This is a genomic window from Chitinophaga sp. YR573, assembly GCF_900110995.1.
In the GTDB taxonomy this organism is placed as follows: Bacteria; Bacteroidota; Bacteroidia; order Chitinophagales; family Chitinophagaceae; genus Chitinophaga.
In genome coordinates, this window is sequence record NZ_FOJF01000001.1 from 3,462,388 (window position 1) to 3,487,418 (window position 25,031).

26 protein-coding genes are annotated in these 25,031 nt (G+C 42.3%); 18 read left to right on the forward strand and 8 right to left on the reverse strand.

Features of this window, described 5'->3' with window-relative positions:
* The first annotated feature begins 5 nt into the window (after positions 1-5).
* The 10 genes from map (at position 6) to carA (ending at position 6,901) form a co-directional block, all read left to right on the forward strand.
* Positions 6-806 carry a type I methionyl aminopeptidase gene (gene map / locus BMW86_RS14670; RefSeq protein WP_089782485.1) on the forward strand — a complete coding sequence of 267 codons (801 nt, stop codon included), beginning with the start codon at positions 6-8 and terminating at the stop codon, positions 804-806.
* A 114-nt stretch (positions 807-920) separates the two neighbouring features.
* Positions 921-1,139, forward strand: coding sequence for a translation initiation factor IF-1 (infA, locus tag BMW86_RS14675; protein WP_012789309.1), 219 nt, complete (start codon positions 921-923; stop codon positions 1,137-1,139).
* Positions 1,140-1,167: 28 nt separating this feature from the next.
* Positions 1,168-1,284: a 50S ribosomal protein L36 gene (gene rpmJ / locus BMW86_RS14680; protein WP_089782486.1), complete on the forward strand. Its 117-nt coding sequence runs from the start codon at positions 1,168-1,170 to the stop codon at positions 1,282-1,284.
* Positions 1,285-1,320: 36 nt separating this feature from the next.
* A complete protein-coding gene (rpsM, locus tag BMW86_RS14685; protein ID WP_089782487.1) occupies positions 1,321-1,701 on the forward strand; it encodes a 30S ribosomal protein S13 in 381 nt (126 codons plus the stop codon).
* Between the two features lie 92 nt (positions 1,702-1,793).
* The gene (rpsK, locus tag BMW86_RS14690) at positions 1,794-2,195 is read left to right on the forward strand and encodes a 30S ribosomal protein S11 (protein WP_089782488.1); all 402 of its coding nucleotides are present in this window, start codon (positions 1,794-1,796) and stop codon (positions 2,193-2,195) included.
* Between the two features lie 164 nt (positions 2,196-2,359).
* Positions 2,360-2,965: a 30S ribosomal protein S4 gene (rpsD, locus tag BMW86_RS14695; protein WP_089782489.1), complete on the forward strand. Its 606-nt coding sequence runs from the start codon at positions 2,360-2,362 to the stop codon at positions 2,963-2,965.
* Between the two features lie 125 nt (positions 2,966-3,090).
* Complete coding sequence (locus tag BMW86_RS14700) at positions 3,091-4,086, forward strand: DNA-directed RNA polymerase subunit alpha (RefSeq protein WP_089782490.1); 996 nt, start codon at positions 3,091-3,093, stop codon at positions 4,084-4,086.
* Between the two features lie 120 nt (positions 4,087-4,206).
* Complete coding sequence (gene rplQ, locus BMW86_RS14705) at positions 4,207-4,689, forward strand: 50S ribosomal protein L17 (RefSeq protein WP_089782491.1); 483 nt, start codon at positions 4,207-4,209, stop codon at positions 4,687-4,689.
* Between the two features lie 179 nt (positions 4,690-4,868).
* Positions 4,869-5,696: a hypothetical protein gene (locus BMW86_RS14710; RefSeq protein WP_089782492.1), complete on the forward strand. Its 828-nt coding sequence runs from the start codon at positions 4,869-4,871 to the stop codon at positions 5,694-5,696.
* 95 nt (positions 5,697-5,791) lie between these two features.
* The gene (gene carA / locus BMW86_RS14715) at positions 5,792-6,901 is read left to right on the forward strand and encodes a glutamine-hydrolyzing carbamoyl-phosphate synthase small subunit (protein ID WP_089782493.1); all 1,110 of its coding nucleotides are present in this window, start codon (positions 5,792-5,794) and stop codon (positions 6,899-6,901) included.
* Between the two features lie 643 nt (positions 6,902-7,544).
* Here carA and BMW86_RS14720 read toward each other — a convergent pair.
* Positions 7,545-8,777, reverse strand: a complete 1,233-nt coding sequence (locus BMW86_RS14720; RefSeq protein ID WP_089782494.1) for a pyridoxal phosphate-dependent aminotransferase — start codon at positions 8,775-8,777, stop codon at positions 7,545-7,547.
* 134 nt (positions 8,778-8,911) lie between these two features.
* On the reverse strand, positions 8,912-9,322 hold the full coding sequence (locus BMW86_RS14725) for a DUF1573 domain-containing protein (protein WP_255372926.1): 411 nt from the start codon (positions 9,320-9,322) through the stop codon (positions 8,912-8,914).
* A gap of 189 nt (positions 9,323-9,511) precedes the next feature.
* On the opposite strand from BMW86_RS14725, the gene BMW86_RS14730 reads away from it, so the two are divergent.
* Together BMW86_RS14730 and BMW86_RS14735 are read left to right on the forward strand one after the other, a co-directional pair.
* Positions 9,512-11,911 (forward strand): alpha-ketoacid dehydrogenase subunit alpha/beta, encoded by a 2,400-nt coding sequence (locus tag BMW86_RS14730; RefSeq protein WP_089782495.1) that lies wholly within the window; start codon positions 9,512-9,514, stop codon positions 11,909-11,911.
* A gap of 442 nt (positions 11,912-12,353) precedes the next feature.
* On the forward strand, positions 12,354-13,064 hold the full coding sequence (locus tag BMW86_RS14735; protein ID WP_089782496.1) for a response regulator transcription factor: 711 nt from the start codon (positions 12,354-12,356) through the stop codon (positions 13,062-13,064).
* A 70-nt stretch (positions 13,065-13,134) separates the two neighbouring features.
* Here BMW86_RS14735 and BMW86_RS14740 read toward each other — a convergent pair whose 3' ends face one another.
* Both BMW86_RS14740 and BMW86_RS14745 read right to left on the reverse strand, forming a co-directional pair.
* Positions 13,135-13,845: a YebC/PmpR family DNA-binding transcriptional regulator gene (locus BMW86_RS14740; RefSeq protein WP_089782497.1), complete on the reverse strand. Its 711-nt coding sequence runs from the start codon at positions 13,843-13,845 to the stop codon at positions 13,135-13,137.
* A 144-nt stretch (positions 13,846-13,989) separates the two neighbouring features.
* Positions 13,990-15,480 carry an amino acid permease gene (locus BMW86_RS14745; RefSeq protein ID WP_089782498.1) on the reverse strand — a complete coding sequence of 497 codons (1,491 nt, stop codon included), beginning with the start codon at positions 15,478-15,480 and terminating at the stop codon, positions 13,990-13,992.
* A 190-nt stretch (positions 15,481-15,670) separates the two neighbouring features.
* On the opposite strand from BMW86_RS14745, the gene BMW86_RS14750 reads away from it, so the two are divergent.
* The 3 genes from BMW86_RS14750 (at position 15,671) to BMW86_RS14760 (ending at position 18,985) form a co-directional block, all read left to right on the forward strand.
* On the forward strand, positions 15,671-16,927 hold the full coding sequence (locus BMW86_RS14750; RefSeq protein WP_089782499.1) for a dicarboxylate/amino acid:cation symporter: 1,257 nt from the start codon (positions 15,671-15,673) through the stop codon (positions 16,925-16,927).
* 138 nt (positions 16,928-17,065) lie between these two features.
* Positions 17,066-17,728, forward strand: a complete 663-nt coding sequence (locus BMW86_RS14755; protein ID WP_089782500.1) for a DedA family protein — start codon at positions 17,066-17,068, stop codon at positions 17,726-17,728.
* 15 nt (positions 17,729-17,743) lie between these two features.
* Entirely contained in the window at positions 17,744-18,985 is a 1,242-nt protein-coding gene (locus BMW86_RS14760; protein WP_089782501.1) for an MFS transporter, read from the forward strand.
* A gap of 45 nt (positions 18,986-19,030) precedes the next feature.
* Here the strand turns inward: BMW86_RS14760 and BMW86_RS14765 are convergent, their stop codons facing one another.
* The 3 genes from BMW86_RS14765 to BMW86_RS14775 form a co-directional block, all read right to left on the reverse strand.
* Positions 19,031-19,357 (reverse strand): MarR family winged helix-turn-helix transcriptional regulator, encoded by a 327-nt coding sequence (locus BMW86_RS14765; RefSeq protein ID WP_255372927.1) that lies wholly within the window; start codon positions 19,355-19,357, stop codon positions 19,031-19,033.
* Between the two features lie 337 nt (positions 19,358-19,694).
* Entirely contained in the window at positions 19,695-20,633 is a 939-nt protein-coding gene (gene mdh, locus BMW86_RS14770; RefSeq protein WP_089782503.1) for a malate dehydrogenase, read from the reverse strand.
* A gap of 46 nt (positions 20,634-20,679) precedes the next feature.
* Positions 20,680-21,195 (reverse strand): peroxiredoxin family protein, encoded by a 516-nt coding sequence (locus BMW86_RS14775; RefSeq protein WP_177189270.1) that lies wholly within the window; start codon positions 21,193-21,195, stop codon positions 20,680-20,682.
* Between the two features lie 298 nt (positions 21,196-21,493).
* On the opposite strand from BMW86_RS14775, the gene efp reads away from it, so the two are divergent.
* The 3 genes from efp (at position 21,494) to accC (ending at position 24,027) form a co-directional block, all read left to right on the forward strand.
* Complete coding sequence (gene efp / locus BMW86_RS14780) at positions 21,494-22,060, forward strand: elongation factor P (RefSeq protein ID WP_089782505.1); 567 nt, start codon at positions 21,494-21,496, stop codon at positions 22,058-22,060.
* Between the two features lie 54 nt (positions 22,061-22,114).
* On the forward strand, positions 22,115-22,579 hold the full coding sequence (gene accB / locus BMW86_RS14785) for an acetyl-CoA carboxylase biotin carboxyl carrier protein (protein ID WP_089782506.1): 465 nt from the start codon (positions 22,115-22,117) through the stop codon (positions 22,577-22,579).
* Positions 22,580-22,689: 110 nt separating this feature from the next.
* On the forward strand, positions 22,690-24,027 hold the full coding sequence (accC, locus tag BMW86_RS14790; RefSeq protein WP_089782507.1) for an acetyl-CoA carboxylase biotin carboxylase subunit: 1,338 nt from the start codon (positions 22,690-22,692) through the stop codon (positions 24,025-24,027).
* An 83-nt stretch (positions 24,028-24,110) separates the two neighbouring features.
* Here the strand turns inward: accC and BMW86_RS14795 are convergent, their stop codons facing one another.
* A complete protein-coding gene (locus BMW86_RS14795; RefSeq protein WP_143056570.1) occupies positions 24,111-24,902 on the reverse strand; it encodes a hypothetical protein in 792 nt (263 codons plus the stop codon).
* Positions 24,903-25,031: the final 129 nt, after the last annotated feature.

The window sequence follows — 25,031 nt, forward strand, 5'->3', positions numbered from 1 at the left end:
AAACTATGGTGCATTACAAAACTAAGGATGAAATTGAGCTGATGCGTAAAAGCGCATTATTGGTTAGTGCTACATTAGAAGAAGTAGCCAGTAAATTAAAACCGGGAATGAGTACGCTGGAAGTTGATGAAATAGCGGAAAAGTTCATCCTGGCAAACGGTGCTACCCCATCTTTCAAAAACTATAAAGGCTTCCCTAAAAGTATCTGTGCTTCCGTTAACTCGGAAGTAGTACACGGTATCCCTAATGCATACGTATTACAGGACGGAGATATCATCAGTGTAGATGTTGGGGTATTCCTCAACGGCTTCCATGGAGACAGTGCTTATACATTCGCTATTGGCAATGTAAAGCCTGAGATCCTGCAACTGATGAAGGAAACCAAGGCTGCCCTTTATAAAGGTATAGAGAAAGCTGTAGTAGGTAACCGCGTCGGCGATATCGGTAATGCCATTCAGGAGCATACAGAGAAGGAACGCGGCTACGGTGTGGTTCGCGAACTGGTAGGCCACGGCCTTGGCCGTAACCTGCATGAAGACCCCCAGGTGCCTAATTATGGCAAACGTGGTAGCGGTCCTATCATGAAGGAAGGATTGGTCATCGCTATAGAGCCTATGGTGAACCTGGGTGGTAAAGATGTGGAGTACCTGGAAGATGGCTGGACTGTCATCACCCGCGATGAAAAACCATCTGTTCACTTCGAACACACAGTGGCTATCATGAAAGGTAAGGCAGACGTGCTTTCCTCTTTTGCAGGCATAGAAAAAGCGGAACAGAATAATCCAGCTTTAACTGCAAACTATTGATAATTAACACTATGGCTGCAATAGCAATCCCAGCCGAGATTAATTATTCACGTTTATTTTATTAATTTTATTTTTTCTTAAGATTTTGCTATCTTTGCAGTCCTAAAAATTTTTATGGCAAAACAGGCACTCATTAAACAGGATGGAATAATACTAGAAGCCTTGTCTAACGCTATGTTCCGGGTAAAACTGGAAAACGGACACGAGATATTGGCTACCATTTCTGGAAAAATGAGAATGCACTATATACGCATCCTGCCAGGCGATAAAGTGGGAGTGGAGATGAGTCCATACGATTTAAGCAGGGGAAGAATCATATTCAGATATAAATAATAACAAACAGAATTATAACTTATAACTTATGAGAGTTAGAGCTTCCATAAAAAAAAGAAGTGCAGATTGTAAGATTGTGCGCCGCCATGGAAAATTGTTGGTAATCAACAAAAAGAATCCCCGTTTTAAACAACGTCAGGGATAATCATTAATTAGTAATTAGTAAATCTAAAATACAAATATGGCACGTATAGCCGGTATAGATCTTCCTAAAAATAAAAGAGGAGTAATAGGCCTGACCTATATCTATGGTATTGGCCGTTCCCACGCCCAATATATCCTGGAAACAGCTAAGATCGACTTTAGCAAAAAGGTTAAGGACTGGAATGATGATGAGCAGGGTGCTATCCGTAACATCATTAATGCTGAGTTCAAGGTTGAAGGTCAGCTGCGTTCCGAGATTCAGATGAATATCAAGCGTTTGCTGGATATCGCCTGCTATCGTGGTCTGCGTCACAGGAAAGGTTTACCATTAAGAGGTCAGCGTACACGTACCAACAGCCGTACCCGTAAAGGTAAGCGTAAGACGGTTGCAGGTAAGAAAAAGGCGCCGAAGAAATAAACTTGATATTACAAATAACAAGTTCCTGTTTCCAATAGTCGTTTACATGACAAGCGGAAGTTGGAACCTGGAACCTGGAATTTTATATAATTATGGCAAAAGCAACAAATCAAAAAACTGCTGCTAGCAAAAAGAGGGTAGTTAAAGTAGATAACTACGGTGATGTTCACATCTCTGCTAGTTTCAATAACATTATCATCAGCATTACCAACAAACAGGGTCAGGTAATCTCCTGGTCTACTGCTGGTAAGATGGGTTTTAAAGGTTCTAAAAAGAACACTCCGTATGCTGCCCAGCTGGCTGCTTCTGATGCTGCTAAAACAGCAATCGACGCAGGGCTGAAAAGAGCAGATGTTTTTGTAAAAGGACCAGGTGCAGGTCGTGAAAGTGCTATCCGCGCTATCGCTAACTCCGGCATCGAGGTGAACATGATCAAAGACGTTACGCCTTTACCGCACAACGGTTGTCGTCCTCCAAAGAAGAGAAGAGTTTAGGAATTACACATAGAGTGGAATTTCGAAAGTTGAAAGTTGGAAGAAATCTTCTCACTTACTGCTTTCGATTTTGCACTTTAACTTTAACATTAACAATGGGTGTATGATCAGGTTTAAGATTTTTTAAAGATCATACATCGCAACTAAAAAATCTGTTTAATAACATGGCAAGGTATACAGGGCCCAAGACAAGAATCTGCAGAATTTTCGGAGAACCAATTCTGGGTAACGGAAAGTATTTAGGCAAAAACAGCAATCCTCCCGGCCAGCACGGTGGAACCAAGAAGCGTAAGCAATTGGGAGAATATGCTCTTCAGTTACGTGAAAAACAAAAAGCAAAATACACTTATGGTGTATTAGAGCGCCAGTTCGCTAACCTGTTTGATGAAGCTACCCGTCGTAAAGGTGTTACCGGTGAAGTATTGATCAAATTACTGGAAGCTCGTCTGGATAACGCGGTATTCCGCTTAGGACTTGCTGCATCACGTCCTGCTGCACGCCAGCTTGTATCTCACAAACATATCACTGTTAACGGTGAAGTAAACAATATCGCTTCTCATCAGCTGAAACCAGGTGATGTGATCGCTCTGAAACCTTCAGCCGCTGCTAATACTGCTATCACTAGCAACATTCGCGGTAAGAACCCCAAGTTCAGCTGGTTGGATTGGAATGAAAAAGAACTGAAAGGTGTTTTCATTGCATACCCTGAGAGAGAAAGTGTTCCGGAAAATATCAAGGAACAGCTGATCGTCGAATTGTACTCTAAATAATAATATGTCACTAGTCGTTAGTCATGGGTCATTAGTAATCAGCGTAAATAAATTGCGCCGGTCACTAATGACTGCATGTTAATGACTATGGCTGTTTTACATAAACAATTAAACTTAGCATATCAATGGCAATTCTGAATTTCCAAAAGCCTGATAAGATCGTTTTGCAAAAGTCAACTGACTTTGAAGCTCAATTCGAATTCCGGCCATTAGAACCGGGTTATGGGGTGACCGTGGGTAACGCGCTTCGTCGTGTACTGCTGTCTTCTCTGGAGGGTTATGCCATTGTGGGAATAAAAATTGAAGGCGCAGATCATGAATTTGCTACTTTAAAAGGAATTACTGAAGACGTAACAGAAATTATCCTGAACCTGAAACAGGTTCGTTTTAAAAGGATAGTTGAAAATGAAGTAAGCAACGAAAAAATTCAGATTTCCATAAAAGGTAAAACAGAATTCCGTGCAGATCTGATCGAGAAAGCTACAAGTGCTTTCCAGATCATGAACCCTGAACTGTTGATCTGTACTCTTGATCCTTCCGCAAAGCTGGATATCGAGTTAACTATCGGTAAAGGCCGTGGTTATGTACCTGCAGAAGAGAATAAGCCTAAAGATGCCGTTTTCGGTTATATAGCGATAGATTCTATCTTTACTCCAATCAAGAACGTAAAGTATAGCATCGAAAATACCCGTGTGGAACAAAAGACGGATTACGAGAAACTGATCATGGAAGTGATCACTGATGGTACCATCCACCCGGAAGAAGCTGTAAAACAGGCTTCCCGCATTCTGATACAACACCTTATGATCATCACTGATGAAAACATCAGCTTTGATACCAAGGACACTGAAAAAGAAGATGTTGTTGACGAACAAACGCTTCAGCTGCGTAAGATCCTGAAAACGCCACTGGAAGATCTGGACTTGAGTGTTCGTGCTTTCAACTGTCTGAAAGCTGCGAAAATCAACTCCCTGAGCGAACTGGTACAGTACGAACAGGAAGAACTGATGAAATTCAGAAACTTTGGTCAGAAATCCCTGAGCGAAATCGAACAGGTTCTGAACGAAAGAGGTCTGCACTTCGGTATGGATCTGTCCAAACTGAAACTCGACGAAGAATAGTCACATATAAAAGCCGGAAACAGCGCTACCTGGTAGAACTGTTGCCGGCTTTTACATTTATATTAAACAAGTACCCTGTAATTCCTGACACGGTATAGGGGAAATCTAAAACAAATAGTCATGCGTCACGGAGTAAAATTAAACAAACTGAGCAGAACTTCTGCTCACCGTAAGGCCCTGTTATCTAACCTGGCTTGCGAACTGATCAGACACAAACGTATCAACACTACCCTCGCTAAGGCGAAGGCGCTGCGCGTTTATGTTGAGCCTTTGCTCACAAGAGGAAAGACCGATTCTACCCACAACCGTAGAATTGTGTTCAGCTATCTGCAGGAAAAGGAAGCTATCAAGGAACTGTTTGGTCTTATCAGCGAAAAAATCGCAAACCGTCCAGGTGGTTACACCCGTATCATCAAGTTAGGCAAACGTGTTGGTGACAACGCTGAAGTTGCTTTGATTGAACTGGTTGACTTCAACGAGATCTATGGTGGTAAAGCAGAAAAAGAAGCTGCTCCTGCTAAGAAAACTCGTCGTGCCGGTGGTGCAAAGAAAAAAGCTGGTGAAGAAGGTACAGATGCAACTGAAGAAAAAGCAGCTGAATAGTAGTTTAGCACAGCTTAAACTTATAAAGAGGTCCCGGGATTATTTCCCGGGATTTTTTTATGCATGATAGTCAGGATATTAAGTAAAAGGGATATGTATTGATTATAATTTTTTGTAATATCGCATTCTGAACCTGATGGTTTGTCGCCGGAAGGTTGGTTTTTAAATCCCTCTATTTTATGATATACCTGAAATGTAAGAGCTGTGGGCACTATAATGAACTGCGATCGGAGTTCCTCACCTTTTGCGGTCAATGTGAAAAGAAATTAGAAAATAATTATTCCGAATGGAAGAATAAGCGCCCTGAAAGTAACTTCGAAGATTTCCAGCAGGAAGTTGCGGTGGAGACAAATGGTGTAAAAACCAGCCGTCTGACCATCCTCAAACAACGTTATCTCAAACAGGTAGGCAGAAGGGGAGTACTCCTCACCCTCATTCTGGTGATTGGGGTGGCTGCGGTAGCTGGTGGCTACTTCGGCAAACGTGTCGTATACGGCATGATCTTCCCTAAACTAAATAAAGCCTCTCTGTATAAATCCTGGGAAACAGCTGTTATTGGCCGTCAGGCATTGGAAATCAGTACGCCTATGCACCTCGGAGTTGACGACAAACCACTCATACCGGAAATCGCGCAGCTGGTAGAATATGCCAAAAGCTACCGCAACAGGGGCGATGATGGTATGCAGATAGAAGTGAACATGTACAGCTACCGCCCGAACATCTCTAACGACCTGGAAGTAGCTGGCGTAGCCGCTGCTGACGAAATGAAGAAATCCGGAGAGATCTCTGATCTCAAATACACTTCCAGCCCGGTAATGCAAAGTGGCATAGACGCCCTCTTGCAACAGGGAACTTTCGCCTTTAAGAATGCTATCCGGCTTTCCTTTTGTAACCTGTTACTGGTAAGCGGACAACACCGCTGGCAGATAGCTATCCGTTACAGGGAAGACGATACAACCGCATCTCTGGCAGCTCAGCGTATTATAAAATCGATCCGCATTAAGTAATTGAAAATTAAAGCTTGAGAATTAATATGGGCAATTATTAATTCTTAACCTTTAATTCAATAACTTTGCACGATTTTTTAAAACGAAAAATAAGCATGCCTCAGACAAGATCAATACAGCCAGCCATACTGTTGTTAGACGATGGTACGGTATATCAGGGAAAAGCTTTTGGTAAAATTGGCACCGCATCTGGTGAATTGTGTTTTAACACGGGAATGACCGGATACCAGGAAGTATTTACGGACCCTTCTTACAAAGGGCAGGTATTGATCATGAATAACTGCTACGTAGGTAACTATGGTGTTAAGAAAGACGATGTAGAGAGTGAAAGTGTAAAGATCAGTGGATTAATATGCAAGAATATCTCTTACAATCACTCCAGACAGATGGCAGACGGCTCCATAGAGCAGTTTTTAAAGGATAACAACCTGGTAGCCATCTATGATGTAGATACCCGCGCTTTGGTGTCTCATATTCGCAGTAAAGGTGCAATGAACTGCATCATCTCTTCTGAAATTCTCGATATTGACCAACTGAAGGCAGAACTGGCTAAAGTACCTTCTATGGAAGGTCTGGCACTCTGTGCTGAAGTAAGTACAAAAGAACCTTATAATATTGGTGACCCGTCTGCTGATATCCGTATCGCAGTGCTGGACAATGGTGTTAAGCGTAACATGCTGAAATGCCTGTCTGAAAAGGGCGCTTACCTGCAGGTATTTCCTACAGATACTACTTTCGAAGAGTGTGAGAAGTTCAAACCTAACGCTTACTTCATTTCTAACGGTCCCGGTGATCCGGCTCCCCTGAAATATGCAGTAACCACTGTGAAGAAGATCCTGGATGCCAGTCGTCCAATGTTTGGTATCTGCTTAGGTCATCAGCTGCTTGCCCTGGCAAACGATATCCCTACATACAAAATGCACCATGGTCACCGTGGTCTGAACCACCCGGTAAAGAACCTGGCTACCGGTCGTTGCGAGATCACTACCCAGAACCACGGTTTTGCGGTAGATCCTAAAGCAATTGCTGCCAGTACTACAGTAGAGATCACACACGTGAACCTGAACGATGAGTCAATAGAAGGTATCCGTATTAAGAATAAACCGGCATTCTCCGTACAGTACCATCCGGAATCAACTCCTGGTCCTCACGATAGCCGTTACCTCTTCGATGACTTCTTCAGTATGATCAGGAAGCACATGTAAAAAGAAAAGAAAATAAATATAGAGCGGTCCGGAATTTCCGGGCCGTTTTTCGTTTAAACCTGTTTTTGCCCCGGCTGCTAAACGAGAAGAAAGTATTAACCATATCCGGTTCGGATGAGGGAATATAATTGCTATAAGATTGATAATGAGTGGATAGAGGAGAGGTATGGGCAAAAAAATACGGCTCCGTGATCGGAGCCGTTTGCCTTTATAAATTCCACGTTATGAAAAACTGATACAAAAATACGGTATTTAGCTAAAACGTTTTAGTTTATCTTAAACTTTTTTTCAGAATTGACAGAAATTTGATAATTCTATCCTTCTGTGTTGATAAGTCAAAGGTCGTTCCTAAAAAACGTTCAAAAAAATTACGAAGGTTAATTTTATGCTAAACCTCTTTCTTTGGTCTTCGCTTTGGCAACTCTTTTACTTCACTCTATATCTGTTTGCTGCCGTTCACAATTCAAATATACAAACAAAATTGAACTAAAAAACATTTTCAGTATAAAAAATGCTCTTTTTATCTAAAAAAGTAAATATAGATTTTTTTATAATGCAAAAAAGGAGCTGTTTTAGCATAAAAATGGCAGAAATAAGAATAATCACATTATATAGAATTTTATATAATGTGATTACTGTGTATTTAATGTCTCTCGCCAAACAAAACTGAACCGTTCCTTTGTGCAGTTTTGCCCGGATAAACTTCCAATGCCCTGGATAAACAGGTCATCGCCTTACGAATATCTTCCTTGTTCAGTACATAAGCCAGCCTTACCTCGTTCTTACCTAACCCGGGGGTTGCATAAAAACCGGTAGCAGGGGATAACATCACCGTCTGCTGTTCGTAAGAGAAAGATTCCAGTATCCACTGGCAGAATTTATCTGCATCATCAATAGGTAAACGGGCAATCGCATAAAACGCTCCTCCCGGATTAGGGCAAAATACCCCCGGCATCTTATTCAGCATCTCTACCAGCACATCACGGCGGCTTTGATACTCTGCCTTTATCTCATCAAAATAATTAACCGGCAGGTCTACAGCAGCTTCTCCGGCTATCTGCGCAAAAGAAGGAGGGCTCAGACGGGCCTGTGCAAATTTCAGCACTGCATCCAGTACTGCCTGATTTTTAGTTACCAGCGCACCTATACGTCCGCCACAGGCACTATAACGTTTGGAGATAGTATCCATTAATATCACATTGTTCTCCAGTCCTTCCAGGTTCATAGCTGAGAAATGTTCTCCCGTATAGCAGAACTCCCTGTAAGCCTCATCAGAGAAGAGATATAAATTATGACGCAGACATACCTGCTTCAGTACTTCCAGCTCTTCACGGCTATATAAATAACCGGTAGGGTTGTTAGGATTGCAGATCATGATTGCCTTTGTACGTGGGGTAATGGCTTTTTCAAAATCTTCCATAGCAGGCAGCGCAAATCCACTTTCTATATGAGAAGTGATCGTCTGTACCTTAATACCTGCTTCTACCGCAAAACCGTTGTAATTAGCATAAAAGGGTTCTGGTACCAGCACTTCATCACCCGCATCCAGGCAGGCCATAAAGGCAAACAGGATCGCCTCAGAGCCTCCTGTAGTAACAATAATCTGCTCATGTGTAAGCTGAATATCAAACCTGTTGTAATAGGTCACCAGCTTACGGCGATAACTTTCATTACCCGCACTATGACTGTATTCAAGTACTTTGAAATCTGAATGGCGTACCGCATCCAGCACTGGTTTTGGTGTTTCAATATCCGGCTGCCCGATGTTAAGGTGATACACCTTAATCCCCTTTTTCTTGGCAGCTTCTGCATAAGGGACTAATTTCCGGATGGGGGAAGACGGCATTTGCTCTCCTCTCTTACTAATGGTAGGCATAAAATGTTTTGATTTTGCGTATACAAAGGTAGGGGATATAAGACAGAGGAAATTACCTGAATAAAAAAGCCTTACAGTTAAACTGCAAGGCTTAATATTTTACTGGATGCAGTTAAACTGCGCAAGTAAGAAAATTAGTTTTCTACTGTTCCTGTCAGGTGTAATTCTTTGTCCTGATCTACTCCTTTCAGCTTAACCCAGATAGTTTTGTTCTGCTGACCTACACTGTTTGCACTGTAACCAGCAGTAATTTTACCTTTCTTACCAGGTAAGATTGGTTCTTTAGTCCAGGTAGGAGTAGTACAACCGCAACTTGCGCGGGCTGTTTCAACTAATACTGGTTCTTTTGAGGTGTTGGTAAATTCAAAATCAACTGAAACTGGTTTGTTCAGCTTAGTTTTACCAAAATCAATGCTTTCCTGTTTAAACTTTACTTTAGCATCAACAGGGTTTGCTGGTGTTGTTGTTCCGCTTTGCGCTTGAGCAAAGATAGCCGTAGTTACCAACATGCTCGCAAATAGGGATAAGATAAACTTTTTCATCATTAAGGGTGTTTTAAACGATTGGTTAAAAATGATCATCGTCTGTGTAACAAATTTACAGCCAAAAATAATCTATCGTCAGAGAATTTATTAAAATCTTATTAAAAAAAATAAGATTATTTTAATGCATGTATTTTCAGGCATTTCACAACTGTATAATTTAACCTTACTTTTGTACCATAACAATGAGGCATGATAGAAAACAATGAACTGACTATGAATACGGAAAGCCGGTTGTCATTCGAAGAATTTCGGAAAGAAGTGCTAAATGATTACCGACTGGCCTGTGAAAGCAGGGAAGTTAGTCTGCTGGCCCGTAAGGAAGTCCTTACAGGTAAGGCTAAGTTCGGTATTTTCGGGGATGGAAAGGAAGTGGCTCAGGTAGCCATGGCCAAATACTTCCAGCCTGGAGACTTTCGTTCCGGTTACTACCGTGACCAGACCTTTGCTTTTGCCAGTGGTATTGCCACTCCGGAACAATTCTTTTCACAAATGTATGCTGATCCGGACCTGGCCAACGAGCCATTCTCCGGAGGAAGGCAGATGAATGCACATTTTGCCACACCCAACCTGGATCAGGATGGTAAGTGGCTCGACCTTACCAAAATAAAGAATACTGCTACTGATATGTCTCCCACCGCCGCGCAAATGCCGCGTGCATTGGGATTAGCCTTTGCTTCAAAGTTATTCCGCGAAGTGGAAGTGCTGAAATCATTCTCCCAGCTTTCCAATAATGGAAACGAAGTATGCTTTGCCACCATCGGCGATGCTTCTACTTCTGAAGGCCATTTCTGGGAAACTATGAACGCTGCCGGTGTACTTCAGGTACCCCTGGCCGTATTTGTATGGGATGATGGGTACGGTATCTCCGTTCAACGGGAATATCAGACCACTAAAGACTCTATCAGTCTTGCCATGGAAGGCTTCCGCAAAGCAGAAGACACTAATGGCTTCGATATCTACAATGTGAAAGGCTGGGATTATGCCGGCATGTGCGAAGTGTTCGAAGCAGGTATCCGTAAGATCCGCGAAACACATATCCCGGCATTATTCCATGTGGAAGAGCTGACACAGCCACAAGGCCATTCTACCAGCGGTTCTCATGAACGCTATAAAACAAAAGACAGGCTGAGCTGGGAGAAAGAATACGACTGTAACTCACAGATGCGTGAATGGATCCTGGAAAATGCCCTGGCTGATGAAGCTACCCTGCTGACAATAGAAGCAAAAGCAAAGACTATTGCTGTAGATGCCCGTAAAAGCGCCTGGAACAAGTACATTTTACCTATCCGCGAACAGGTAGACGCGGTATTGGCGCATGGTAAGGCTGTTGCTGCCGTACCTCATACAGATAAGGCCATGATCAATGGTCTGTTGCATGAACTGCAGATCAACCGTGAACCATTACGCAGGGATGTGCTGAAAACAGCTGCCAGCATCCTGTTCCATCATAAGAAGATCAAATCTTCCGCAGTTGCTGAACTGAAAACGTTCTATGAGAATATGCTGAAGCTGGAAAAGGAGAATTATAACTCCCTGCTCCATGCCACCGGTGTAAACTCAGTACTGAATGTGCCTGTAGTACCAGCAGAATATGAAGAGGATGCTCATTCTCTGAACGGATACGAAATACTGAATAAATACTTCGATCAGCTGATAGAGAACGATCCCCGTGTATTCGCCTTTGGTGAAGACGTAGGACATATCGGCGACGTAAACCAGGGATTTGCCGGATTACAGCAGAAACATGGTACACAACGCATCTTCGATACAGGCATCCGTGAACTGACCATCATGGGGCAGGGCATCGGGATGGCTTTACGTGGTCTCCGCCCTATCGCAGAAATCCAGTACCTGGATTATCTGCTGTATGGTCTTCAGCCACTGAGCGACGATGTGGCCAGCCTGCAATACCGCACTAAAGGAATACAGCATTGCCCGATTATAGTACGTACAAGAGGACACAGACTGGAAGGTATCTGGCATTCCGGATCACCTATGGGGATGATCCTGGGCGCTTTAAGAGGCATGAATGTATGTGTACCACGTAACATGGTACAGGCTGCCGGTATGTACAACAGCTTACTGGCTGCTAATGAACCTGCCCTGGTAATTGAATCCCTGAATGGCTACCGCCTGAAAGAAAAATTACCTCAGAACCTGGACAAATTCACGGTTCCGTTGGGTATACCGGAAGTGCTGCATGAGGGTAACGATATCACTATCGTTTCTTACGGTTCCACACTGCGTATTATAGAAGAAGCACTGGTAACGCTGAAACAGCTGGATATCTCCTGCGAACTGATCGATGTACAAACATTGCTGCCTTTTGATATCAATCACAGTATAGTAGAATCCCTGAAAAAGACCAACCGCATCCTTTTCGTTGATGAGGATGTACCAGGAGGCGGGTCTGCCTATCTGTACCAGCAGGTAATGGAACTACAGGGCGGTTATCGCTGGCTGGATGTTGCTCCGCGTACATTGAGTGCACAGGCTCATCGCCCTGCTTATGGCTCTGACGGGGATTACTTCTCCAAGCCTAATGTGGAAGATGTGATAAGGATAGTACTGGAAATGGTAGAAGAATAGGACTCCTTTTGATATAAAAAACTAACGCAAGGCATGATCTGCCTTGCGTTTTGTTTTTAACTATAGTTGTAGGTTTGAATAAAAGACTAAGTACTTATGCAAATATTATAAAACTATTTTGTAATATTATCATATAACATGGATTTGATAATAAATTTATCCACGGCTCTACTCACTGCATTTACTCTAAAAAAAAGATAGGTTTTTCATAAATACCTTTGATAATTAATACATTAAACATGTATACTTTATCATTTGTGAATAATGAATAAAATGAATACAGAAATATAAGTTGTACTTCTTAAATTTAAGTAGGAATATAGCTAAATTAGATAAACAATTCAGTCCACGTTATACTGTTGAAAACTATGGTTTTTCTGATGCGTGTATGTAGCAGTAGCAGGATTACCTCTTTGATTAACAAATCAACCCAAATCCATTTATGAAAGCAGGAGTTCTTTTAGTAGAAGACGACCACTTTTTTGCCAAGGTTATAAAAAATCAGCTTGAAAAAGCAGGTTATAATGTAGTGCATTGTGCCAATGGAGAGGAGGGATGGGCAGCATTTCAGGAGCGTCCTTTTGATATTTGCCTTCTTGATGTAATCATGCCTGGGATGGATGGCTTTGCGCTGGCCCGGGAAATCCGCGATAAGGATGAAAACGTTCCTATAATCTTTGCTTCTTCCCGTTACATGGAACAGGACAAACTCAACGGTTTCGAAGCCGGAGGGGATGACTACCTGGTAAAACCCTTCAATATGGAGGAGTTGCTTTGCCGGATGGAAGTATTCATGAAGAGAAGCCGCCTTTTACAAAATGATAAACAGATCATTTTTAACCTGGGTAGCCTGGTATTCAACTATAGTGAATTCAAGATTTATCATGAACCAACCAATACCAATATTAACCTGCCTCCTAAAGAAGCAGAACTGTTGAAATACCTTTGTGAGAATCCCAATAAACGCCTGAAGAGAGATGTAATATTGTTAAGCGTTTGGGGTAATGACGATTTCTTTACCGGCCGCAGCATGGACGTGTATCTTACACGTATCCGCAAACACTTTAAGCTGGACGGTACTGTAAAACTGGAAACGATTCATGGTAAGGGATTACGCCTGGTAACAGACAATGAGGCCTGTCGCGTGCTGTAATCACCTAAAGTATAAAAGAAAAAGCTCCGTTCTGATAACCAGAACGGAGCTTTTTCTTTTACGCTAATTATTATCTGAGGTTGTGAAACACCTGCTGTACGTCATCATCCTGTTCCAGACGATCTACCAGCTCAAGTACTTCTTTGGCCTGCTCTTCATTTAATTCTACAGTAGTACTAGGAATACGTTTCAGTTCAGAGCTGATAGGCGTGATATTCTTCTCTTCCAGTGCTTTAGACATGTTTCCGAAATCACTGAATGCTGTACGCAATATGATATTACCTTCGCTGTCTTCCCCGATCTCTTCCAAACCGGCATCAATCAGTTCCAGTTCCAGATCTTCCATATTCATGCCTTCATTGTTGATCTTGAATTCTCCCATACGGGTAAACAGGAAGCCCACAGAGCCACTGTTACCGAGGCTACCACCCATTTTATTGAAGTGCATACGCACATTCGCTACTGTACGGGTAGAGTTGTCTGTAGCCGTATCTACTACAATCGCTACGCCGTGTGGTGCATATCCCTCATATACAACCTCTTCGTAGTCGGTTTTGTCTTTACCCATAGCCCGCTTGATAGCGGCATCTATACGATCTTTTGGCATGTTAACACCTTTGGCGTTAACTATACATCTTCGCAATGCAGGGTTATTATCAGGATCAGGACCGCTATTCTTTACAGCCATCGCGATTTCCTTACCGATCCTGCTAAACTGTTTAGCCATCTTGTCCCAACGGGCAAACATGGTTGACTTTCTTACTTCAAATATCCTTCCCATAGTGGGTATGTAATTAATAATTATTAAGAAAACTGAAACGCAAAAATATACACTTTATGGTAATAAAGTGGCAAGGTCGGAAAATCAATCTGCTTATAGCTATGACTTTCCGACCTTGCGATCTTTATTGTAAATTATTTCAGACTATAATTTTCTCGCCTTACTGTTCTTCACGCTGTAGCCAAAATAGATCAGGAAACCGATCAGTAACCAAACGATCAGTCGTGTCCAGTTTTCCCATCCAAGACTTACGATCATGGTCACACAGAACAGGATACCCACAACCGGTACAAATGGTACCCATGGTGTTTTAAATTCACGTGGCTGATCAGGATTTGTTTTACGCATTACCATTACACCGAGGCATACCAATACGAAAGCAAATAAGGTCCCGATACTTGTCATGTCACCTACTACGCTATCCGGTACGAATGCTGCGAATATAGAAACGAACACGAAGAACATCGCCTGTGATCTGTAAGGAGTGCGGTATTTAGGGTGTAATTTGGAGAACACCTTAGGTACCAGACCGTCGTTAGACATAGAGTAGAATACCCTTGTCTGACCCAGTAACATCACCAGGATTACAGAAGAGAAACCTGCCAGGATAGCAATAGTAACGAAAGTAGACAGCCAGCTGTATCCAATCATATACTTATCAATAGCATAAGCTACGGATGCTTCACCACCTTCTTTCAGGAAGTCTTTGTAAGGAGCGATACCTGTCAGTACATAAGAAAAGAGGATGTATAATAAAGTACATACAGCCAGTGATACCAGGATACCTATTGGCATGTTCCTTTTAGGATTCTTGGTTTCCTGTGCTGCAGTAGATACCGCATCAAAACCGATGAATGCAAAGAACACCACACCGGCCCCTCTTAGTACACCGGGTATACCATGGTACCAGAAGTCGGCATAGTTGATGACCGTCCCATTATGCATGGTTACAGAACCCGCATCTGCCGGTATTGTAAATGGAGTATGGTTTGCAGGATTGATAAACTGCCATCCGAGGATGATCAGCAGGATCACAATAGCCACTTTAGTGATTACGATGATGTTGTTTACAATTGCAGAACCTTCTATGCCTCTTATGAGTAATAAAGTGAGTAACAGTAAAATGAAAACAGCAGGAAGATTCATGATACCATGAACACCTGCATCTGATGTTTCAAACGGACTATGTGCCCATTGATAGGGTATCGTAAATCCGCAGAGCTTACCCAATAGTTTATTGAGATACTGAGACCAGCCAATAGCTACCGTAGCAGCGCCCAGCGCATATTCCAGTACAAGGTCCCACCCGATAATCCAGGCAATAAATTCACCCATAGTAGCATAGGAGTAAGTATATGCACTACCTGCTATCGGGATCATAGAGGCAAATTCAGCATAACAGAGTCCTGCAAGTGCACAACCTATTGCTGCAATAATAAAAGAGAATACTACTGCTGGTCCGGCATGTTGTCCGGCAGCTGCAGCCGTCCTAACAAAAAGACCGGCGCCAATAATGGCCCCTATACCTAACGCTATAAGAGAACCAGCTCCTAATGTACGTTTTAGTCCTTTTTCAGTATCGTTTGCTTCAGCTAATAGCAGGGAGAGTGGCTTTTTCACGAAAAGTTTGCCCATACGGAAGAAATATTGTGGTTGACGTTTAAGTGGTTTGGTTTTGTTGATTCTTTTTTTTAAGATCGCCAAATATAATTATCTAAAAGCAAAACCATGGCTTTTATTTTATGGGTTAACGCACAAGTTTACCGTAGTAACCTTATTTTTGAGAGATTTTTATCACATTAACATTTTTATTCAATAGAACTTCATGAAGAAATCTAACCGGCTGACTGTCTTTATATTCGTGGCAATGGTGCTGGGAATATCATTAGGGTACATTATCAATGTAATCTATGCTGGTCCTGAAAACGAAGCTACCGTTCAAAAATTTGCCGGTAACATTTCTATCCTCACAGATATCTTTCTCCGGTTAATAAAAATGATCATTGCTCCGCTGGTATTTTCTACCCTTGTAGTGGGTGTGGCCAAGCTGGGTGATATCAAAGCAGTAGGAAGGATAGGCGGTAAAACCATGCTGTGGTTTGTGACTGCTACGTTTATCTCTCTTTTTTTAGGACTGATACTCGTTAACCTGTTGCACCCCGGCTCCACCCTTAACCTCACTATCCCGGATGCTAACGCCAGCAGTGGTATCGCAACAACAGATATGAGCCTGAAAGGGTTCTTCCATCACGTATTCCCTGATAGTGTGATTGATGCGATGGCACACAACGAAATCCTGCAGATAGTAGTGTTCTCTATTTTCTTTGGAGTAGCAACAGCTGCCATTGGAGATATGGGACAGATCGTGATTAAGTTTATGGATAGTGTGGCGCATATCATGCTGAAACTTACAGGATATGTAATGAACTTTGCTCCTTTTGCTGTATTTGGCGCTATGGCAGCCACTATTGCGGAAAAAGGACCTGGTATCCTGTTAACATACGGAAAGTTTATCGGACAATTTTATATAGGACTGAGCGCTTTATGGATAGTACTGATATTTGCAGGGTTTTTAGTACTTGGCCGTAGGATATTGTCTTTATTAGGTCTGATAAAAGACCCGGTATTGCTGGCATTCAGTACTGCAAGCAGTGAAGCGGCTTATCCCCGTACGCTGGAAGGACTGGAGAAATTCGGTTGTGATCAGAGAATTGTAAGTTTTGTACTGCCCCTGGGTTATTCTTTTAATCTGGATGGCTCCATGATGTATATGACTTTTGCCAGCCTGTTTATCGCGCAGGCATATGGTATGCACCTGGGTTTTGAACAGCAGATCTCCATGCTGCTGGTATTAATGATCACCAGCAAAGGCATTGCCGGCGTACCAAGAGCTTCCCTGGTAGTGATTGCAGGTACGTTGTCCATGTTCCATATACCGGAAGCCGGACTGCTGCTGTTACTGGGCGTAGACCATTTCCTGGATATGGGTCGTTCTGCTACCAATGTAATCGGTAATGCAATGGCTACAGCAGTTGTTTCCAAATGGGAAAATTCCCTGGAAGAAGAATCTAAAGCAGCTTAAAGGAAGTATAATAATGGCGTAACACATTAATGCTTATTTTGCTGTCTGGTACGCTATATTAATTAATGAATTATGCAGGAATACAGCAGGGCATAAATGTACATTAGTACCTGAATTTTTGAAGATTATAAACATTATATGGATCAGTTAATTGAGTTATTCAAGCATCTTATCAATCCCCAGTGGATTATTGAACATGGCGGGCTTTATTTATTATTGATAGTCATCTTTGCAGAAACAGGTTTGTTTGTAGGTTTCTTCCTTCCCGGAGATTCTCTCTTATTTGTTGCAGGCATCTATGGTGGGTTAATAAGTGACAGTTTCTACAATGTCCCCTTTGTAGTGATTATGCTGATGATTTCAATAGCTGGTGTGCTGGGTAATATGGTTGGTTTCTGGTTCGGACTTAAATCTGGTCCTATATTATTTAGCAGGAAGGATACCTTCTTCTTCAAGAAGAAACACCTGTACCAGGCCAAGGAATTTTATGATAAATATGGTGGAGGAGCTATATTCCTGGCCCGTTTCCTGCCTATCATCCGTACGTTCGCACCTATCGTTGCCGGTATTGTGAAGATGGAAAGAAGGAAGTTCATGTTCTTCAATATCATCAGTTCTTTTTCCTGGGTATTCTCTATGATGCTGGCAGGTCATTACCTCGATAAATTTTTCCCTACGCTCAAAGATCACCTTGAACTGGTAGTCATTATATTGATATTAATTACTACATTACCTGTATTATTAAAGTTATTCTTTGGTAAAACAAAACATGCGCATCCACCGCATAATGTGAATGAATAAACCTTAAATCGCGCTATGAAATCCGGCAATCACCCAGCAACCATTTTTAACGTAGCTGTGTTAGTAGCTTCGTTAGGCTATTTTGTAGATATCTATGATCTGCTACTGTTTACGATCGTACGTGTTCCCAGCCTGAAAGACCTGGGAGTTTCACAAACAGAGATTGATACAGGGGTAGGACCATTACTGATAAGTGTACAGATGTTGGGACTTTTAGTCGGCGGGATCTTCTGGGGTATTATCGGTGATAAGAAAGGAAGACTACGTGTATTGTTCGGTTCCATATTATTATATTCTATTGCCAATATTGCCAATGGCTTTGTAACAGGTACCAATGGTTATCTGTTCTGGAGATTTGTGGCTGGTCTGGGTCTGGCAGGAGAGCTGGGAGCCGGTATTACACTGGTAGCGGAAATACTCCCAAAGGAAAAACGTGGGTATGGAACGATGATCGTTGCTACTGTAGGTGTTTCCGGAGCCGTTGCTGCTAACCTGATTGCCAAGCTGGTGCCAGACTGGCGTTACTGTTATTTTATCGGAGGAGGATTAGGACTGGTATTGCTCCTGTTGCGTATCAGTGTAATGGAATCCGGCATGTTTAACAATGTAGCGGAAGATACTACAGTTCGCAGAGGTAGCTTTTGGGCACTCTTTAGTGATCGTACACGTTTTCTTAAGTATTTGAAATGTGTGTTGTTAGGTACTCCTACCTGGTTTGTAGTAGGCATCCTGATCGCCTTTTCCAATAAATTTGCGATAGAGCTGGGTATAAAAGAGCCTATCAGTCCTGGTGATGCGGTAGCTTTTTGTTATACAGGGCTGGTATTAGGAGATTTTACAACAGGTATGCTCAGCCAGGTGCTTAAAAGTCGTCGTAAGGTGATGATGATTTTCCTGTTATTGACAGCAGCTTGTGTAGCTGTTTATCTCAACCTGCATGGAATAGAAAAATGGCAGTTTTATACTGTTTGTTTTATCCTTGGATTTAGTGTTGGCTTCTGGGCGATCTTTGTAACTATAGCAGCAGAGAGCTTCGGAACTAACCTCCGGGCTACGGTTGCGATCACTGTTCCCAACTTTGCCCGTGGCATGCTTCCCTTGATCACCATGCTTTTCATCTATTTACAGCATTATGTTACTTACCTGCAAAGCGGAGCTATAGTTGGCACGATCACAATTGTAATAGCATTGATCGCTGCGTATACGGTGGAAGAAACTTTTGGTAAGGACCTGAATTATCTGGAAACTATCAAGTAAAAATTAGACGAAGATGGTTGAGTATCAATACTCAACCATCTTCGTCTAATAACGTGTTAATACCTTATCGAGGAGTCCATTCAGTTGTAATATTTCGTCTTCGGAGAGAGATAATTTGAGAGAATCTTCCAGATCAGGAAGGTCAACATCCATCGTCTCCAATAATGCCAATCCCTTGGCAGTAATCTGTACATCCACTGCGCGGCGGTCTACTTCGCTACTCTTTCTTTCTATCAGCCCGGCCTTGCGAAGACGTTCTACCAGGCGTGATACATCACTCATTTTATCGAGCATTCTTTCCTTTAAAGTGTTGATATTGGCTGCTTTAGGGTATTGTCCCCGCAGTATGCGCAGTATATTATACTGCTGCATGGTAATGTCAAATTTCTTAAAGAATTGCTGATGGCGTGAGACAATCCAGTTACCAACAAATATTAGACTTATTAACCCCTTGTTATACTCGCTCGAAAATGATTTTTGCGATATAAGTTTTTCTATGTTTGACATAAGTGAAGATATAGCCGTTTAAAAATACGAATGAATCATATTATTTCGGCAAACTAAAGCTGCAGGTTTGATAAAATGTTGAAACGAATATAATGAATGTTTCCCGTTGTGAGAAAGGTTTTGTACCCGGCGGAGAACCAAAGTAAAGAGGCTGACCAGTAGTAATCTGCTAGTCAGCCTCTTATATTTAAATATTGTTATATTATGCTGTAACTTTCATATTATCCAGTACATCCATAACTTCTTTCACGTGGACAGCAGATGTGCTGAGTAATTCTTTTTCGCTGTCATCCAGCTGAAGCTCTATAATTTTCTCTATACCTTTTTTGCCCAGGATAACCGGAACACCCAGATAAATATCCTTCAGGCCATATTCGCCGGTTAACCATGCGCAGCAGGGGAAGATGCGTTTCTCATCTTTCAGGATGGCTTCAACCATCTGTGCAGCAGCAGCTCCCGGAGCATACCAGGCGGAAGTACCCAGCAGGTTCACTATTTCTCCGCCACCTACTTTGGTCCGCTGGATAATTGCTTCCAGCTTATCAGCAGCTACCAGTTCAGTAACGGGAATGCCACCTACAGTGGTGTAGCGGGGAAGGGGTACCATTGTATCGCCATGGCCTCCCATCAGGATAGCCTGGATATCTTTAGGGGAACAGCCAATTTCATCGGCCAGGAAAGCGCGGTAACGGGCAGTATCCAGGATACCAGCCATACCGAACACTTTGCTGCTGTCTTTTTTGGCGGTAAGGAAGGCACAATAGGTCATTACGTCCAGCGGATTGCTAACAACAATAATTATGGCATCCGGGGAATGCTTACTGATGTTTTCCGTTACGGATTTAACGATATTGGCATTGGTAGAGATGAGGTCATCGCGGCTCATGCCGGGTTTGCGGGGTAAGCCAGAGGTGATTACCACTACATCGCTGTTTGCAGTTCTTGCATAGTCGTTTGTAACGCCTGTCACTTTGGTGCTGTAATAATCGATCGGGGCCTGTTGCCAGGTATCCAACGCCTTACCTTCTGCGGTACCTTCCTTAATATCCAGTAACACAACTTCCTGCAAAAAATCTCTGTGGGCCAGCACATTAGCGCAGGTTGCGCCTACATTACCAGCTCCTACAACAGTAACTTTCATCGTATGTATAAAATTAAAGGGTGAATAATCGGGCAACGTGGTGGTATTAGTTCAGGTATTCTGTCAGCTGTTCCAGCTTAACAGTACCTTCAAACCCCTTTACAAACTGCTGTTTCTTATTATATACAAACAGACCCGGGAAATAATGCAGATTGTAATAGTACATAATCTGGCGGGTGGGTTCACTCGTCATAACGATGTTGGGGTAGTCTTTGATCTTATAAGTATCGTAATATTCCTTCATTTGCTCCGGTTTAAAGGGAGTAATCATCAGGATCTGTGTTTTTTTGAACTTATCTATATTCTTCAATACTTCCTCTGTAAGGTGCTTACAGTGGTCACAATCAACGCTAAAGATGAAAACGATCGTCTGTGTGTTCTTTTTCAGGTCGTTTTTGGTAATGACATGTCCATCGGGTAAAGTAAGCGGAAATGCCGGGATAAAAGGGAACTGCAGGTAAGGAGGCTTATCTTTGTCTGCGGCCGTGGCGGAAGTTTGGGATTGTGCGGATAACAGCGCTGGCAGACAGCATAAGCACAAAAAGAACAAATAACGCTTCATATAACTCATAATTTTTGTCTAGGAGCTAAAGGTATTGAATTTTGGAATAGCTGGTCAAGCCAGCCACACTATATAAGTACTATTCGCGCTCTTTATCACTTTTTTATAAAAAAATTACTAGATTACCCTTCCTTACATTATGTTTGCATTCCTAAAAAAAATAATAGGTTATATCCAGGTCTATAACTTAAAAAGAAAATTTAGGGAAGAAAAACCAGTTCCATGAGGGATTTTGTAAGAATGAATTACTTTTGCAATCCTAATGTAAATTTTTAACTTTAAATTAAGTAACCTTTTTATGGCTACCACTGCAGATATCAGAACAGGATTAATCATAAAGCTGGATAACAGCTTGTATTCTGTTGTAGAGTTTGGTCAAAACAAAACAGCCAGAGCGGCTGCTAAAGTATGGGCTAAACTGAAGGGAGTTGACAATAGCCGTTCTATTGAACAAACCTGGAACTCAGGCGAAACAATCTATCCCGTACGTGTTGAAAAGAAAACTTTCCAGTTTTTATATAAAGACGACAGTGGTTACAATTTCATGGATAATGAGACTTTCGAACAGATCGCTCTTCCTGAAACCATGATTGATGCACCACAGTTCCTGAAAGAAGGTCAGGAAGTATCTGTATCTATCAATACAGAAACAGACCAGCACATGAGTGTGGAACTGCCTGATAAGATAGTAATGAAGGTTACTTACTCAGAACCAGGTTTAAAGGGGGATACTGCTACCCGTACCCTGAAACAAGCTACCGTAGAAACCGGCGCAACTGTGAATGTGCCATTGTTTGTGAATGAAGGTGAGCTGATCAGGGTGAATACCAAAACAGGTGATTACATCGAGAGAGTAAAAGAATAGTTTTAGTCCATAATTTCATCTACTTCAAGCATTTCTAAACCAAAAACTGTCTACATGGATTTTAAACAGATTCAGGAGCTGGTAAAAATGGTCAATAAGTCCAATATCAGTGAACTGAGCATCGAGCAGGACAAGTTTAAGATTACAATAAAGCAAAAGGATAACGAGACTCAGCAAGTGTTTACTATGCCCGCAACACCAATGCAGGCAGTAGCACAGGCGGTTCCCCAGGTTGCTGTATCAGCAGAAGCTCCTAAAGCAGCAGAAGCGAAAGCCGATAACCTGGTTACCATTAAATCTCCTATGATCGGAACCTTCTATCGTAGTCCTGGTCCTGACAAACCATCTTTCGTGAACGTCGGCGATGAAGTGACCACCGGTAAGGTAGTTTGTATCATTGAAGCTATGAAGCTGTTCAATGAGATCGAAAGTGAAGTAAGTGGTAAAATCGTAAAAGTACTGGTAGACGACGCCTCTCCGGTGGAATACGATCAACCTTTATTCCTGGTAGAACCATAATTTGTTAGTTGAAAAGGTTGGAATATTATAAGGTGGTAAGTGTACTTTCCAACCTTGTAGTTTTCCAACCTTTTGGGCTTATTACTTTTTCTTTAACCTATTGAAAAAACATGTTTAAGAAAATATTGATTGCCAACCGTGGAGAGATTGCCCTGCGTATCATCCGTACTTGTAAAGAAATGGGCATCAAAACGGTGGCTGTTTATTCTACAGCGGATAAAGATAGCCTGCATGTGAAATTTGCAGACGAGGCAGTGTGCATTGGAAAACCACAAAGCAGCGAATCTTATCTGAATATACCTCACCTGATGGCAGCTGCTGAAATTACCAATGCAGATGCTATACATCCCGGTTACGGCTTCCTGGCAGAAAATGCAAGGTTCGCGGAAATCTGTGGTGAGCATGGTATTAAATTTATCGGACCCACTCCGGATATGATCCGTAAAATGGGTGATAAAATTACCGCCAAAGAAACAATGATAGCTGCTGGTGTACCGGTTATTCCAGGTTCAGCAGGTTTGTTACAGAGCCTGGATGAAGCAAAGAAAATTGCCAAGGAAATGGGCCTGCCTATTATCCTCAAGGCAACTGCCGGTGGTGGTGGTAAAGGTATGCGTGTGGTTTGGCAGGAAAGTGAGCTGGAAACGGCTTATAACATGGCTAAAAACGAAGCACGTGCTTCCTTCAATAATGACGGTATCTACATGGAGAAATTCGTGGAAGAACCCCGCCACATTGAAATACAGGTAGCTGGCGACCAATACGGTAAAGTATGTCACCTCAGTGAGCGTGACTGCTCCATCCAGCGCCGTCACCAGAAACTGGTAGAAGAATCCCCTTCTCCGTTCATGACGCCTGAGCTGCGTGAGAAGATGGGAGATGCTGCTATTAAAGCGGCATCTGCTATCAATTATGAAAGCGTAGGTACCATCGAGTTCCTGGTAGATAAGCACCGCAACTTCTACTTCATGGAAATGAATACCCGTATCCAGGTGGAACACGGTGTTACGGAAGAGGTAATCAACTTTGACCTGGTAAAAGAACAGATCAAGATTGCTGCCGGTATTCCCATCTCCGGAAAGAACTATACACCGGAAATGCACGTGATCGAATGCCGTATCAATGCGGAAGATCCGTTTAATGATTTCCGTCCTTCACCAGGAAAGATCACAGTATTACACATACCTGGTGGTCATGGTGTACGTGTGGATTCTCATATTTACGCAGGATATGTGATCCCTCCGTATTATGATTCCATGGTAGCTAAACTGATCACCATCGCACAAACCCGTGAAGAAGCGATCAATACTATGGAACGTGCGCTCAGTGAATTTGTGATAGAAGGAGTGAAGACAACCATTCCTTTCCACCAGCAGCTGATGCGTGATGAGAATTTCCGTAAGGGTAACTTCACCACTAAGTTTACAGAAACATTCAAGTTGGTATAACTGACGGGTAATGTGAAAATAAAGAAAGCCGTTCTGCTGCAAGCAGGACGGCTTTCTTATTATACCCTGAGCAGGACGTAGCTTTACTTACATGAGTATTTTAAGTGCGCTACATTCAGGGAGAATGATAAGAAATAGGCGAAATAATATCCTTTGCTATTGTAGGCAACTGTTGTTGGAAGCCCGTATTTATTAATGGTAGAAACAGTAGCTGCGTTATTCTGGCTATAATCTTTCTCCAGGAACTGCCATAAAGGATTGGTACGGCGGTAATTGACAGTGTTGTCATAGTTACCGTAAACAACGGTGTAACCAAGTCTTACGATAGAATCCAGGTTCCCCCTGTTGTTATAATAATAATGATTATCTCTGAAGAGGTCTTCTTCTGCGGCTCTGATGATCCTGTTTTGTGCATCATATGTGTAATTGTTGACGATAATAACCTGATATACGTCCGGGATCTTAATAGGGTTAGGCCCGATGATACCTACATAAAAAGAGCTGTCTTTATACACTCTGTTCTTAGCATCATATTTTAACCGGAACCAGAATTCAAACTGATCCCCATAATTGCCGCTGCCGTAAGAGCCGATCACATCGGTGACCCTGCCTTTGGCATCATGTCTGAAAGTATAATTGGGTGCGCCGGTAGCTACATTGGTACGTGTAATACGGAGCGGGGTCCCTTTTGCATCGTATTGGAAATCTGCTGTATAGCTGTCACTGGGATAGATGCCATCTGTATTTTGCAGTTGAGTGATCTGGCATGATTGCAGGGTACAATCAGGGGCGGGGTCATGTTTATTGCAACCGGTAAATAGCAGGGTAGCAGCAATAATGGCTGCGGAAAGCATGGGTATAGAATGCTTGGTCATAATAGGGAAGTTGAGAAGGGTTAAAGAGTTGTGTGAAATGACTAGTATAAGTGCTACAGGGTATACTACGTTAACAAAAGAAAAGGAGGGGTATGCGGTTATCAGGAGTAACTGAAGATAAGCATAATT